Annotated in this window: 13 protein-coding genes; 8 read left to right on the top strand and 5 right to left on the bottom strand. The window is 61.1% G+C overall.

Going from position 1 to position 14,570, the window contains the following annotated elements:
* Nucleotides 1-14 precede the first annotated feature (14 nt).
* The gene (locus tag VHO05_RS12510; protein WP_329646909.1) at nt 15-455 is read right to left on the bottom strand and encodes a host attachment protein; all 441 of its coding nucleotides are present in this window, start codon (nt 453-455) and stop codon (nt 15-17) included.
* 141 nt (nt 456-596) lie between these two features.
* Nucleotides 597-911: a cytochrome c gene (locus VHO05_RS12505; RefSeq protein WP_329646908.1), complete on the bottom strand. Its 315-nt coding sequence runs from the start codon at nt 909-911 to the stop codon at nt 597-599.
* 212 nt (nt 912-1,123) lie between these two features.
* On the opposite strand from VHO05_RS12505, the gene VHO05_RS12500 reads away from it, so the two are divergent.
* Complete coding sequence (locus tag VHO05_RS12500; RefSeq protein WP_329646907.1) at nt 1,124-1,471, top strand: cytochrome c; 348 nt, start codon at nt 1,124-1,126, stop codon at nt 1,469-1,471.
* 72 nt (nt 1,472-1,543) lie between these two features.
* Here VHO05_RS12500 and VHO05_RS12495 read toward each other — a convergent pair whose 3' ends face one another.
* Complete coding sequence (locus tag VHO05_RS12495; protein ID WP_329646906.1) at nt 1,544-2,773, bottom strand: APC family permease; 1,230 nt, start codon at nt 2,771-2,773, stop codon at nt 1,544-1,546.
* A gap of 91 nt (nt 2,774-2,864) precedes the next feature.
* Here VHO05_RS12495 and VHO05_RS12490 point away from each other — a divergent pair, with 91 nt between their 5' ends.
* Nucleotides 2,865-4,385 carry a hypothetical protein gene (locus VHO05_RS12490; RefSeq protein WP_329646905.1) on the top strand — a complete coding sequence of 507 codons (1,521 nt, stop codon included), beginning with the start codon at nt 2,865-2,867 and terminating at the stop codon, nt 4,383-4,385.
* A 40-nt stretch (nt 4,386-4,425) separates the two neighbouring features.
* Nucleotides 4,426-7,104 (top strand): bifunctional acetate--CoA ligase family protein/GNAT family N-acetyltransferase, encoded by a 2,679-nt coding sequence (locus VHO05_RS12485; protein WP_329646904.1) that lies wholly within the window; start codon nt 4,426-4,428, stop codon nt 7,102-7,104.
* A gap of 28 nt (nt 7,105-7,132) precedes the next feature.
* Here VHO05_RS12485 and VHO05_RS12480 read toward each other — a convergent pair whose 3' ends face one another.
* The gene (locus VHO05_RS12480; protein WP_329646903.1) at nt 7,133-7,672 is read right to left on the bottom strand and encodes a Spy/CpxP family protein refolding chaperone; all 540 of its coding nucleotides are present in this window, start codon (nt 7,670-7,672) and stop codon (nt 7,133-7,135) included.
* A 235-nt stretch (nt 7,673-7,907) separates the two neighbouring features.
* Here VHO05_RS12480 and VHO05_RS12475 point away from each other — a divergent pair, with 235 nt between their 5' ends.
* The 3 genes from VHO05_RS12475 to VHO05_RS12465 are packed head-to-tail and all read left to right on the top strand — an operon-like array spanning nt 7,908 to nt 11,559.
* A complete protein-coding gene (locus VHO05_RS12475; protein ID WP_329646902.1) occupies nt 7,908-8,471 on the top strand; it encodes a cytochrome b/b6 domain-containing protein in 564 nt (187 codons plus the stop codon).
* 38 nt (nt 8,472-8,509) lie between these two features.
* A complete protein-coding gene (locus VHO05_RS12470; protein WP_329646901.1) occupies nt 8,510-9,211 on the top strand; it encodes a VIT family protein in 702 nt (233 codons plus the stop codon).
* 50 nt (nt 9,212-9,261) lie between these two features.
* Nucleotides 9,262-11,559: a heavy metal translocating P-type ATPase gene (locus tag VHO05_RS12465; protein WP_329646900.1), complete on the top strand. Its 2,298-nt coding sequence runs from the start codon at nt 9,262-9,264 to the stop codon at nt 11,557-11,559.
* A gap of 44 nt (nt 11,560-11,603) precedes the next feature.
* Here VHO05_RS12465 and VHO05_RS12460 read toward each other — a convergent pair whose 3' ends face one another.
* Nucleotides 11,604-13,316: a SulP family inorganic anion transporter gene (locus VHO05_RS12460; protein ID WP_329646899.1), complete on the bottom strand. Its 1,713-nt coding sequence runs from the start codon at nt 13,314-13,316 to the stop codon at nt 11,604-11,606.
* A 245-nt stretch (nt 13,317-13,561) separates the two neighbouring features.
* On the opposite strand from VHO05_RS12460, the gene VHO05_RS12455 reads away from it, so the two are divergent.
* Complete coding sequence (locus VHO05_RS12455) at nt 13,562-13,981, top strand: CBS domain-containing protein (protein WP_329646898.1); 420 nt, start codon at nt 13,562-13,564, stop codon at nt 13,979-13,981.
* 70 nt (nt 13,982-14,051) lie between these two features.
* Entirely contained in the window at nt 14,052-14,567 is a 516-nt protein-coding gene (locus VHO05_RS12450; RefSeq protein ID WP_329646897.1) for an Hsp20/alpha crystallin family protein, read from the top strand.
* The last annotated feature ends 3 nt before the right edge of the window (nt 14,568-14,570 follow it).

Here is a 14,570-nt window from a genome sequence, read left to right as displayed (position 1 = left end):
CTTCAAACAGGCGATCAAGACTCGGCGACCCGCTGGGCGATCTCCGATATCGATGCGTGCGCAAGATCGAGGACCAGCTCGCGCTGAACATGGCTCCTGACGGCTTCAGATAGGTGCGAACGGAGGTCTCCCATCATCTGAGGGGGCGCAACGATCACCAACCGATCGTAGGACCGGTTGGCGAGTCTGGCGTCGAGAACATGCGCCAATTCTTTTGCGAACTGCAGCTTCTCCGAGCGGTGCGGATCGGACTTCGGCGCAATGGCATGACGGCCTGGACCAGTAGAGTCGAACGTACGCGGCAGGCTATCCCGAACTACGTCGCTCGACTTTGGAACCGAATGGTCGAAGTCGAGCCCCGCCACCACCGACAGTTTATTCTCGGCGCCAGTCTGCTCTAAGACCCGGGCACGCCCCGCATCAGCGACCAGAAACCACGTTTTTGTGTGTTTCATAGCGACCTCTCCTTCGAGGCTACAATTGAAACAAAATCGAATGGCCTTGCTTTGCGAGAAATCAAGCCAATGCAAAATTAGGGGATGGCGTTCCGCGACGTTCCGGACCTCAATCCGTCATTAGACGAAGCCGGAAGCCACTCATTCGCTCGCGAGATAGTTTTGTACGCTCGCAATTTCCTCTGATGTGAACTGGATTTGCGGCATCTCCCGATGCTTCGACCCCATCCCTTCGGCAAGCTCGAATTCAAGCTGGTCCGGCGGATAAAAGCGAAGGATGTCCCAAAGATTTGGCGCATTGCCGAGTGGGCTTTTCACTCCGGCGCTCACGGCGTGGCACCGGCCGCATCTCCCCTCGAGCAGCACCTTCCCGCTGTCCTCAGCGGACACTGCCGGGCTCGCGGCCCCGGCGATCAATACGGTCAACACCGCCAATAAATCGACGGAATTGCGCATCATGCCCTCCTTCGCCCTTCCCGATCGGCGTGACTGATCCAGATCAACCTCAGCCGGTTTCTGGTGTGATCTTCTCTCCGGCAATAAGCCGCGGCATCATACCGGAAAACCCACGTCCGTAAGCTTACAAAATGTTTTGCTGCGCCGCCCCGCGCGGCAGGTCTTAATAGCGTAACGAGATATTGATAGGGGTTTTGACTGCGGAGGGCTCAATGAAGCCGTACAGCGCCATTGCGTTTATCTTTACGTTTCCATTTGCCAATCCAAGTCTCGCTGCTTCCCCATCCACACCCAAGGCCGATCCCGAGATCGGTCGCGCATTGGCAGAGCGCGTGTGCGTCGCATGCCATGTGGTAAGCAAGCAACCGAGCTCCGTCGCTACTGACGTTCCGAGCTTCCCCGCCATTGCCAACAAACCTGGTCAGTCGATGGAAACCATCGCCGGACGCATTGTCATTCCGCACCCACCGATGATTGCCGTTCCCTTGACCCGCGCGGAAATCGCCGATCTAGCCGCCTACATCATGACCCTCAAGGAGACCGGCGGATCCGAGCCGTGAAGGGCCACCAGCAAAAACTCGAAAACCTGGAAATCCCCGCCGATTGCTCGCGTTCTCGAGTTGTCGCGCCCTTCACGAAAGTGCTTCGCTGAGAAGCAGACAGATGCTCGTGACGAGCCCCACGACCGGAACCCAATTCGGAGCGACGTAAGCATTCGCGGGAGCCGGAATGCCGCGCCGTTTGATTGCGATCAACGCGCTATTTACGAACACGAAAACGATGAGCGTGAGCCTCGAAGTCATCTCGGCAAGCCCCTCGATAGGAAACGCAAGGCCGAGAAGGACAACTGCGGAGATGACCAGACCGGTCGCGATCAACGGCGTGCGGGTGTATGGGCTGACATGGGCAATCTTTCTGGGCAAAAGCCCTCGGCTGGCGAGGCCGTAGATCACGCGCGAAGACATCACGATATAGATCACAACGCCATTCACGGTCGCGAGAATTGCGATTGCGCTGAAGGCGAAGGGGGCAGTCCCGGTCAACCGCTCGAACACGCGAGACAGCGGAGCGCCGTCCGTGCCAAGTTCGTCGTGAGGGATAACGTTGAGCGCCACCCAAACAACCAGCACATAAAGCAGAGTGGTGAGAACAAGCGTGATCAAGATCGCGCGCGGAATGGTCCAGCCAGGAGACTTCACTTCCTCCGCGATATTTGCGAGCCCCTCGAAGCCTGTGAAGGCAAAGAACGCGATCAGGGACGCACCCAAGACGCCGCTCCACGCATTGGCATTCGACAATCCCGGCCATGCTTCAGGAAGCCGGGATCCGAGATCGGGAACGGTGACGGCGGCGAGGACAATGATGATCAGGAGCCCACCGACCTCGATCAGCGTCATGACCCCAGCGAACGCCACGGACTCGACGATACCCCACGCCGCGATGGCTCCCATCGAAAGGATCACCAGCAGCACGATCAAATCGAAGGGCCAATCTAGGAACTCGCGGATATAGCCGGCACTCCCTCGCGCAATGGCGGCCGCCGAAATGATGCCGATTGCGGCAACCATCAATCCTACGACCAGCGCGAGCCGATCAGATTGGAAGCCCTCCTTGACGTACGCGGCCTCGCCCGCACTTGTTGGCAGGCGCGAGGCAAGCTCAGCGAACGTGGCGGCGGAGGGCGCCATGACCAGAGCGGCGATAATGAACGAGAGTGGAGCGTGAAATCCTGCGCGAGCGGCCGTAGCGCCTACAAGGACATAGATTCCCGCCCCGATCGTCACGCCAAGGCCATAGAGAACAGTAAGCGGAAGACCTAACGATCGTTTGAGAGAAACCGCTTCCCCGCCCACTGAGCCCATCTCACCGCCCCCGGTTTATGTACGAATTTCCAACACGCTTCGCACCTTTCACTGTCTATAACCTTCCGTCAACGATCGGAAAATGGCGCATATGACCGAGACGAGTTGGACAGAAATCGACCGGCTTTGGGAGAAGCTGGAGAAAGCGCTCCTGACCCCGATCCGGGCGTTTCGCCTGCGGTATCTCCCGCTTCTGATGGTCTACTTCGCCTATGGCGCGCTCGGCATCATCACCATCGCCGAGAGCTTCTGGATCAAGTCATCGCTGACGTTGACGCCGTCCGAACTCGCGGCCTTAAGTGTTTGGCTCACACTTCCCTGGACCATCAAGATGGTGTTCGGCGAGTTAGTCGATGCCGTTCCGATCTTCGGCTCGCAGCGTCAGTCCTATGTCGTGATCGGCGGCGTGCTCGTTGCCCTGGGACTTCTGACGCTCGCTGGAGCAGCCGGCGGCTGGTTCACCTTTGCGCCGCCCGACGACCTATATCGCATTGGGTCGTTTCTCAGCGTCGTTGGAGTTGTTCTCCAAGACGTCGCCGCCGATGCAATGAGCGCCGAAGTCGTCGATCGGGAGAACCCGGACGGCTCCCCGCGAGCCCCCAAAGATATCAATCGTGACCTCGCAATGGTCCAGGTCTTGGGCCGGCTCGCACTTTCGCTTGGCCTCGTCGTGGTGGCAGGTCTCGGCGGCTGGCTCGCAAGCGTGTTTTCCTACACCACCGTATTTCTCTGCGGCCTTGTCATTCCGGCTATCTCCGTATCGGGTGCTTTGTTGGTCCAGATCGACAGCAGCGAAACGCGCCCCGTGGACTGGCGCATCTTGGGCGGAGGATTGGCCTTTGGCGCCGGTGTCCTGGCGATGGCGATAGGCGGCGTTCCTTACAGCCAGGAAATCGTCTTTGTCGTCTCGATGGCGGTTGTCTCGGCTATGCTCTGGCGTGTCGTTGGCGACCTTGATCGACAGATCCAGAAAACAGTCTTCTATGCGGTCATCATCATCTTTGCATTTCGAGCCACACCTCTCGTTGGCCAGGGCTACACGTGGTTCACGATTGAAATCCTGGGCTTCGACGAAGCATTTCAGGGTACGTTGAACCAGATCGGCGCTTTGCTCGCGCTCATCGGTACGTGGCTTTTTTCCGATTCCATTACGGGGAGACCTATTCCCGTCGTCTTGTTCTGGTTGACCATCGTCGCAACCATTCTCTCGTTGCCGAGCCTTGCGCTGACGCTCGGCATCAGCGGATGGACAGAGGCAACGTTTGGCTTCGGTGCCCGAACGATCGCCATCATAGACACCGCCGCGTCATCGCCGTTCCTCCAGCTCAGCATGATCCCCCTCCTCACGCTCTGCGCTATCTATGCGCCGCAGAAGCGGCGAGCCACTTGGTTCGCGCTCATGGGATCGCTGATGAACCTCGCCCTTGTCGCCGCCGCCCTACAGACAAAGTATCTCAACCAAGTTTTCGTCATCGATCGCGGGGCTTATGAGAGCCTGCCGCTGCTTCTCGGGGCCGTGATGGCTATTGGTCTCGTTGTACCGCTTACTGCAATCCTTCTATTCGGGAAAAAGTTGGAGAGCGGGGAAAGCGCGAGACCGCATTCCGGCTGAAAGCCGCTAACAAACCGTCCGCTTGCATTCGGAACTGATCATGACCATCCGCAATCTCGAATACATGTTCTCGCCGGCCTCGATCGCGCTCATCGGCGCGAGCCCCAAGCCCGGCAGCGTCGGCCGCATCATCGCGTCCAACCTTCGGAGCGGAGGATTTTCGGGCGACGTCTGGCTGGTCAACCCGCGTCACGCCGCGATCGACGGCGTCGCTTGTTATCCGTCAGCGTCGAAGCTTCCTGGCGTACCGGACCTCGCAGTGATTGCCACCCCACCGGCAACGATCTCAGACATCATCTCCGAACTGGCATCGCTCGGCACCAAGGCCGTCGTTGTCATAACGGCAGGCGTTGACGATGCCCTCCGCAGCCGCATGCTCGAAGCCTCGCGCCAGGCCTGCCTGCGTATTCTCGGGCCCAACGGTGTCGGCATCATCCTGCCGCGCCTCGGCATAAACGCCAGCTTCGCTCAACGCATGCCGCCCAACGGCGATCTCGCCTTCCTGTCCCAGTCCGGCGCCCTGGTGACGGCCATCATCGATTGGGCGGAAGGTCGCGGCATCGGCTTCTCGAAAGTCGTCTCGATGGGCGAGATGGCCGACGTCGACTTCGGCGACGCGTTGGACTTTCTGGCCGGAGATCCCGACAGCAAAGCGATCCTGCTCTATGTCGAGCAGGTCACACATGCGGCCAAGTTCATGTCTGCCGCGCGGCGTGCGGCGCGCGCCAAACCTGTGATCGCGCTCAAATCCGGAAGGCACGCGGCTGGCGCCAAGGCCGCCCGCTCCCATACCGGCGCACTATCTGGCTCGGACGCCGTCTACGACGCCGCGTTTCGACGCGCGGGCCTCGTGCGCGTCAGCGACCTCGATGGTTTGTTCGAGGCGGCAGCCATGCTGTCCTTCGCTCCGAAGCTCGCGGGCGAACGCCTCATCATCCTCACCAACGGAGGCGGCGCCGGCGTACTTGCGGCAGACCGCCTCGCCGATTTTGACGGCAAGCTGGCCGACATCTCACAGGACACGCGTGACGCTCTCGATGCGGTATTGCCGAAGACGTGGTCAAAAGGAAATCCCATCGACATCATCGGCGATGCCGGCCCGGACCGCTACGCGGCGGCGATGGAAGCGGCCCTCGACGACAAAGCCTCCGACGCGATCCTCGTCATCAATTGCCCCACCGCGCTGGCGTCCAGCGAAACCGCTGCCGACGCAGTGCTCACGGCTGTCTCGAACAACCGGCAGGAGGAGCACTCCGGCAAGGTCGTCCTGACGAACTGGCTGGGCGATGGAGCAGCCGAAGAAGGCCGGCGGCGCTTCACGGCTGCACGCATCCCGACGTTTGAGACCCCCGCGTCTGCAATCGACGGCTTCATGCATCTGGTGCGCTACCGGCGCTCCCAGGACGAGCTGATGCAGACGCCACCCGCTACTCCGCTCGAACTGGTATTCGACCGCGACCGCGCGAAAGACGTGATCGCCAGAGCGCTCGCTCAAGGCCGGACGATGCTGACCGAACACGAGGCCAAAGCGGTGCTCGCCGCGTATGGGATTCCGGTCGCCGAAACCACGATCTGTCCCGACCCCGATGCCGTCGAGGCCACGGCGCGCAGTATTCTCACGCAACATCGCGCCTGCGTCGTCAAAATTCACTCCGGCGACATCTCGCACAAGTCGGATGTCGGCGGCGTGCGCCTTGGCATCACGAGTGCCAAGGAAGCGCGCGACGCCGCCTGCACCATGGCGGACACGATCGCCGCAAAACTGCCCCACGCACGCATCCAGGGATGGGCCGTCGAGCCAATGATCGAACGGCCTGATGCGCACGAACTGATCGTCGGCATGAGCGAGGACGCCACGTTCGGCCCGACGATGCTATTCGGGGCCGGCGGTACGGCCGTCGAGGTCATCAAGGATACGGTGCACGCCTTGCCGCCGCTGGATCTCAAGCTGGCACGCGACGCCATGCGCCATACCCGCATCAGCCGCCTGCTCGACGGCTACCGCAATCGCCCAAGGGCCGATCTCGATGCCATCGCAGGTGTGTTGGTGCGTGCAAGCGCGCTCGTTGCCAACCATCCCGAACTCCGCGAACTCGACATCAACCCGCTGTTGGCCGACGAGACCGGTTGTATCGCCGTGGATGCGCGGATGCGGGTCGAGGACGAGACGAAATCTCCGCGCCGGCCGATGGCGATCCGGCCCTATCCTTCAGCTTGGGAAAAAGACTTCGAGTTGCCCAATATTGGCCCCTTCCTCATTCGCCCTGTGCGTCCTGAAGACGAACGCCTCTACGAGCACTTCTTCGCAAATGTGAGCAGCGAGGACCTCACGATGCGGTTCTTCACATCGGCTCCAGAGCGCTCGCATCGCTTTCTGGCGCGGCTGACGCAAATCGATTACGCGCGCGAAATGGCGTTCGTCGCTCTCTCGAAGACCGGCGAACTTCTCGGCGTCGCGCGCCTTATTGCGGATCCAGACTACAGGCGCGCCGAATATGCCGTTCTCGTGCGCTCCGACCTTAAAGGCCGAGGGATCGGCTGGCAGATCATGCAGCACCTCATCGCCTATTCGCGTGCAGAACGCCTCGAGGAACTCTATGGCCAAGTCCTGACTGAGAATACGCCCATGATCGACATGTGCCGCGAGCTGGGATTCCGCGTCGAGGTGGATCCTGGGGACGTCACGCTCCTCAACGTGACCCTGCGGCTAACAGCCTAGCTCGCTGCGCTCATTGCGTGACGTGCTTTCAAGTCATGCACCCCATTCCGGTCAGAAGCTGATCGGCCTTTGCCTTTTGATCTGCATTTAGGGTTGCATAGAATTGCTCGAGCGCCGGCTTCATCTCGCGTAGAGCATTCAAACGGCTCTCCATCGCGGATATGCGGGCATTCAAGCGGTCGACGGGATTCCCGGTCTCCATCGCCTTCATCATGTCGACATGCATGCTTCGCATGCCGTCCAGGTTCTTGCGCAGCGCTGCGGCATAGGCTGTCCAAGCGTCCTTTTGCGCGTCGGTGATGCCGAGCTCGGCTACGAGAAAGGCAAGACGCCCTTCGATATGCATCGGGCCTGCGCCGCCCTGCTGCATCATGCCCATCATCGGGCAATCCCGGCCGCCCATCATGCCCGGCATCATCATATCACCGTGGCCGCCCATCATGCCGCCGCGCCCCATCATCATCCCGCCGGGGCCTTTCATGTCCATGCCGGGCTGCTGCGCCAGAGCAGGCGCCGCGGAAGCGATGAGAAGGATCGAAACGAGGAAAGAGGAAAAGCGCTGTCTCATGACGGACCTCCATAAATCGTTTCAGACTATCTCCGTGGAGCGGCGCGGTCGTTGATCATCGTCAATACGCTCAAAAACAGTAGGTCCACAATTGCGATCCCGGGCCAATCCTACAGGCTGCTGACTCCGGCTGTCAGGTCATTGTCATGCGTAGAGGCGAATAGTTCCCGCGCAACGCCAATTTCAAATGGCAAGCGCGTCGACCTGGAAAGCTGACCCGAGAAAGAGAAATGCCATGACCACCATGGACAATGTAAGAGCTGCCGGCCGCGAACCTCTGCCTGCAAATGTCAAGGTCTGGGATCCGTTCGTGAGGATCTTCCATTGGAGTCTCGTTACGCTCTTTGCGATCGCCTACCTGACCGGGGACGAAATTGAGCGGCTTCATATCTGGGCCGGCTATGCGATAGCGGCATTGCTCGCGATACGCATCGTCTGGGGGTTTATCGGATCGGAGAACGCCCGTTTCACGAGCTTCGTCAGAAGCCCTCGCGCGGTCCTGACCTTTCTCAAGCAGTCAACGCATCTCGAGGCGCCGCGCTACCTCGGCCACAATCCTGCGGGGGGCGCCATGGTGGTGGCCCTGCTTCTGATATTGTCAGCACTCTGCGGCACGGGCATTGTCATGACCACGGACGCCTACGCGACTTCCAAGGCATTGGAGGAGGTGCACGAGGCGCTCGCCAACATCATGCTGGTTCTGATCGCACTCCACGTTCTGGGGGTCATCGTAGCGAGTGTCGAGCATGGCGAGAACCTTGTGAAGTCAATGGTAACGGGTCGGAAGAGGCCACAGTGACGTTGGTCCTTCAGGCGGGGGCCAGGATGGGGGGAACAATGAGCAGACTTCGCTTGCATCGCGAAAATCATCTCGTCACCCGTATCGGATGGCTCCGGGCGGCCGTGCTCGGAGCTAACGACGGCATCGTCTCGACGGCGAGCCTCATTGTTGGCGTTGCCTCAGCGGCTGCCAAGTCGGGCGATATCTTGATTGCAGGCGTGGCGGGGCTGGTCGCTGGCGCCATGTCCATGGCCGCCGGTGAATATGTCTCCGTCAGTTCGCAATCCGATACGGAGCGTGCCGATCTCGCGCGCGAGCGCAAGGAACTCAGCGAAGATGGCGACTTCGAGCGCGAAGAGCTGGCTCAGATCTATGTTGCACGCGGCGTCGACCACGAGCTGGCGCTCAAAGTCGCCGATCAACTGATGGCGAAGGACGCTCTTGGTGCGCACGCCCGCGATGAGCTCGGAATATCCGAAATCACGACGGCCCGTCCGGTGCAGGCGGCCCTCACGTCCGCCGCAACGTTCTCAGTCGGCGCGGCATTGCCGCTGCTCATGGTGGTCATCTCGCCTGCCCACCTGCTTGTTCCGCTCGTGTCCGGCGCCTCCCTGGTGTTTTTAGGGCTTCTCGGCGCCATCGGGGCGAAGGCGGGCGGCGCTGACGTTTTGCGAGCGACCCTGCGGGTGACCTTCTGGGGTGCGCTCGCAATGGCGCTGACAGCGGGGATCGGCGCCCTGTTCGGAACCGTCGTCTAGAGCGTCCTTGCCCGACGGGTCGCATCCGTCCGACGCGACATGAGGGTAGCATGGCGAGATTGATATCGGATCGTATCATGCGCAGGGTGCTGAGCGGAGCCGCCCTCGGAGCGCTGATTTTCGGTACGTTTGCCTGGTTGGTCGGACGCGACTCCATAGCGAGCTGGATCTGGGCCGCAGGAACGATCCCGGTCGTGGTTGCCCTCGCCGTTTCCATTGTCCGCGACCTTCTGGCTGGCAGGCTCGGCGTCGACGCCGTCGCATTCGTTTCAATGACGGCAGCTCTTTTGCTCGGAGAAAATCTCGCAGGTGCCGTCGTTGCCGTGATGTACGCGGGCGGCAACCTGCTTGAGGATTTTGCCGTGGCTCGCGCAGAGCGGGACTTGCGACTCCTGGTGGATCGCGTCCCCCGGGTAGCGCACCGCAGCGATGGCACATCCGTCGCGGACATCCCACTCGAAGACGTTGCGGTTGGAGACGTGATCTTGGTGCGGGCTGGCGAGGTTATTCCGGTCGATGGCGCCATCGTCCAAGCCCAGGCCGTCCTGGACGAGTCGGCGCTGACCGGAGAGCCTATTCCCATAACGCGCACCAAGGGCGAGATTGCCCGCAGCGGCGCCCTCAATGCGGGCGATACCTTCGCCATGCGCGCCACCACCCGCGCGGGTGAAAGCACCTATGCCGGCATTGTTCGCCTGGTGACCGCTGCTCAGACGGCCAAGGCTCCGTTCATTCGTCTTGCCGACCGATACGCACTCCTGCTGCTGCCAGTCACACTTCTTCTGGCCGGGGCGGCGTGGATCTTCTCGGGGGACCCCATTCGCGGATTGGCCGTGTTGGTGGCCTCGACCCCCTGCCCTTTGATCCTTGCTGCGCCAGTGGCGTTCATTGCCGGCGTGTCTCGGGCCGCCCGCCTGGGCATTCTGATAAAAGGCGGTGGTCCGCTCGAAGCCCTCGCGCGAGCGCACACGGTTTTGTTGGACAAAACCGGGACATTGACGGTCGGCGGCGCCCGTCTCGTCGCGATCGAGACGGCCCCAGGCGAGAATGCCGAGAACGTCCTGAGGCTTGCGGCATCGCTTGAGCAGGCCTCGCATCACGTTGTAGCCGCTGCCGTTGTCGCGGCTGCTCGCTCCAGGGGACTTGCGCTCGAGCCGCCAGAACATGCTCGCGAATTCATGGGTTCGGGGCTCGAGGGCAGCGTTGGCGGCAAGCGGATCAAGGTGGGCTCCTACCAACTTGTCTGCGGCCCAGGTCATCCCCCCGCTTGGGCTACGCGCGCCCTGCGGCGCGCATCTTGGCGATCGGCGCTGAGTATCTTTGTCTCCATCGACGGGCGGCTGATCGGCGCGATTCTTCTCGCGGACGAATTGCGGCGCGAAACGCCGCGCGCCGTACAGACGCTTCGCAGCGCTGGCGTATCTCGAATTGTCATGGTTACTGGCGATCGGGCTGATGCGGCGGAGACCATAGGAGCGGCCCTTGATCTCGATGCCGTGCTTGCCGAGCGTGTCCCCTCCGACAAGGTCGAAGCCGTTGCTGTCGAGCAAAGGCTTCATCCCACCGTCATGGTGGGGGATGGCATCAACGACGCACCGGCTCTCGCCGCAGCCGACGTTGGCATCGCGATGGGTGCCGCTGGGGCCAGCGCCTCGTCCGAGGCCGCAGACGTGGTCATTCTCGTCGATCGGCTGGACCGCGTTACGGATGCGGTGGTCATCGCGCGCCGCACACGCTCAATAGCTCTTCAGAGCATCGCTGTCGGAATGGCCTTGTCAGGAGTGGCCATGATCGCCGCAGCCTTCGGTTGGCTAAAGCCTGTGGCCGGTGCGCTGACGCAGGAGGCTATCGACGTCGCCGTGATCCTCAACGCCCTTCGTGCCCTGGGCCCGCCCTGGAAAGTGAAACGCGCAGTCATAACGCCCGATGTCGCCCTCGCATTGCATCAAGAACATCAAGACCTCGGGCCTGCGCTCGATCGACTGCGTGAGATTGCCGATGCCTTGGACGACGCGACTTCGGAAAACGCCGTCGCGCTGATCGTGGAGGCGGATAGCATCGTCTCCCATGACATCGTGGCGCATGAACGACAAGACGAGAGCGGCGTCTATCCGCGTCTAGCTGAAGCACTTCAGGACAAGCACGGTCTAGCAGCAATGAGCCGCGCACACCGGGAAATACTCCACCTCAGCCGGCTTCTCGGTCGGATTGGGAAAGGTTTAAAGGCGGAGGAAACTGACCGGTATCTGATCCGAGATGCGCAGCGCGTCATCGAATCCATCGAGTCTCTCGTGCGCCTCCACAACGCGCAGGAGGAAGACATTTATGAGCAAGCGGCGACCGGGTGAGCCGTCAACAGCCCATCGCGCCTTTGCGGACGCCAGCAAAGCATTCAACAAACGTCCGGCCTACGATCAGCTCGGGCCAGCGCTACGGCATCCTCAGGAGCGGCTGCGTATCGCACGAGTGGGGGCCTAAGGCCGGCCGTCAACAGCGTGCGGCGCACGCCTCGGCGGACGCCGGCAAACCAGACTTGAGTCCCGGAGCGAGTGAGTTTGTGGACGAAGCCCTCGAGCCCCTTCGCAGCCGTGCTGTCCACCAGCGGCACATCGGCGAAATCGAGCACGAACACGCGGGGATGCTCGCCGATACGGTCGAGGACTGCACTTACCGTCGCACTCGCACCGAAGAAGAAGGCGCCGCTGATGCGGTAGACCATGACATCGCTCTCGAGCCGCTGCGGGTCGTAAGCGGTGCGCTCCGGGCCCGTCGTATCGGCTTGGTCTTCCGCGATAAGTTGGCCGCCGCCTTCGATCTCGACCGCCTCTGCCAACCGGTGCAGCACGAGGAATGCGCCGAGTGTAACACCGACGCCAATGGCGGTGGTGAGATCATCGAAAATGGTCAGCATAAAAGTCGCGAGCAAAACAGTGGCATCGCCCCACGAAGCGCGCATCAGGCGTACGAATTCTTCCTTCTCCGCCATGTTCCAGGCGACGACGGCAAGGACCGCTCCGAGAGCGGCAAGCGGGATGAAGCTCGCAAGCGGCGCCGCCACCAGCATGAACAGCAACACATAAACGGCATGCAGCATTCCCGACACAGGGCTGCGAGCCCCGGCCCGTACATTCGTCGCCGTGCGCGCGATCGTGCCAGTGACGCACATCCCGCCAAAACTGACGGCCGCCATATTGGCCACGCCTTGCGCCACGAGCTCGCAATTCGAGCGATGCTTCCGGCCCGTCATTCCATCAGCGACGACAGCGGAAAGCAGCGACTCGATCGCGCCGAGAAGCGCGATGGCGACGGCATCTGGAAACACCGCCCTGAGCTTCGCGATATCGAACGCCGGGAGCGACGGAATCGGCGGCGCATTCGGCACTCCTCCGAAGCGAGAGCCGATGGTGGCAACGTCGAGGCCGAACAACCACGTTAGGAAAGCTGTCGCCGTCACCGCGATCAGAAGGCCGGGCCACTTCGGCCGCACACGGCGCAGACCAATGATGATCGTGATCCCCAACACCGCAAGAAGCACCGCTTGTGGATTGACGGTATCGAGATTGGCCCCGATTGCAGCGAGCTTCGGCAACAGCGCTGCCGGCTCCTTAACCATATCGAGCCCCAGAAGCTCCTTCATCTGGCTCGCAAAGATGATGACGGCAATGCCAGCCGTAAAGCCGACGGTGACGGGAAACGGAATGTATTTGATATACGTGCCGAGGCGCATGAGGCCGATGCAGATCATCATCAACCCGGCCAGAAGGGTCGCCAGCACGAGGCCATCGTAGCCCTGCCTTTCTACGATGCTGGCGATGAGGACGATAAAGGCGCCGGCAGGTCCACCGATCTGAAACCGGCTGCCTCCGAGCGCGGAAACGAGGAAACCGCCCACAACGGCTGTGTAGAGGCCCTTGTCCGGTGACAGACCTGATCCGATGGCGATGGCCATCGACAACGGTAACGCGACGATGGCGACCGTGAGGCCGGCAATGGCATCAGCCCGAAAGTCGGCCCACCCGTAGCCTTCTCGCAAGAGGCTGACGAGCTTCGGTGTAAACAGCTCGATAAACGATGGACGTTTAGCCTGAGAGGCAGCCGAAGCCATCGTGTCCCCCTCCCTGAAATTGAATATCAACGGGATCGGAAGTTACTATCACGGCCGTCTTTTGATCCAGGTCAGGCCCGGCTCTCCATTGAAACATGTTGGCCAAACCCAACATGCCTACAAGCAGACGCGGGAACGGCGCAGACTTTGACTTGCATCAATGCGCACGATCGCGCCTCGTGGGGGGATTAGCAGAGGGAGGAAACCGCCACTATCGCTGAACGCGATCTCGAGGAGTACACGACATGAAAGTGAAAGACGCGATGCACAGAGGTGCCGAGTGGGTAGACTCGGCGACTCCGGTTTCAAAAGTAGCCAAGCTAATGCAGCAGCTCGACGTCGGAGCAATCCCCATCGGCGAAAATGATCGTCTTGTCGGTATGCTCACCGATCGTGACATAGCTTGCCGCGGCGTTGCCGGCTCCAAGGACTTTTCGACGCTCACAGCGCGCGATATTATGAGCGAAGGCATTGTGTACTGCAGCGAGGCGGAAGATCTCGCGGATGCCCTTCGGATCATGGAGCAGAAGAAGATCCGGCGCCTGCCAGTGCTCAACGAAAACAAGCGCATAGTCGGGATGCTGAGCCTCGGCGATGTCTCGCACGCCGCGTCGCGCGAGCTGGCCGGAGAGGTCATGGCAGCGGTCTCCGCCCATCACGTTTGAGCTTGTCCAGATGACCGGCTCCACTGCTTCAACCTGTGAACCACCAACCTGAGAGCAAGGAGACAAACCCATGACGACACGTCCATTGCTTCCCCGCCTCTGGCAAGAGGATGAGCATCCCCTCAAGGCGTTCAGGAAGGACATCGATGATCTCTTCCAAAGCTGGGCACCCGAGTTCAGACTTCCAGACCTGGCCCGGAGCCACACCGACTTCTGGCCGCGGGTCAATGTCAGCGAAACCGAGAATGAGCTGCAAGTCACCGCGGAGCTTCCCGGCGTTGACGAAAAGAATATCGATGTCACCGTCACCGGCGACGAATTGACGATCAAAGGCGAGAAGCGATCGGAGATCGACGAGAAGAAGGATGAAAAAGGCCGTTCATTCCGGCGCATGGAGCGTTCATACGGTTCTTTTGAGCGGACAATGGCCCTGCCTTTCGACGTCGACCCTGACAAAGTGCACGCGACGTTCCGGAATGGCGTGTTGACGCTTACTCTGCCGAAACCCGCCGACGCAAAGAAGAAGAGCAAAAAAATCGCGATCACGGGTGAGGCTTTGCCGGCTCAAGGCAAGAAGGCAGCCTGATCT

Source organism: Hyphomicrobium sp., from assembly GCF_036262015.1.
GTDB lineage: Bacteria > Pseudomonadota > Alphaproteobacteria > Rhizobiales > Hyphomicrobiaceae > Hyphomicrobium_C.
This window is presented reverse-complemented; position numbering and strand designations above follow the sequence as displayed.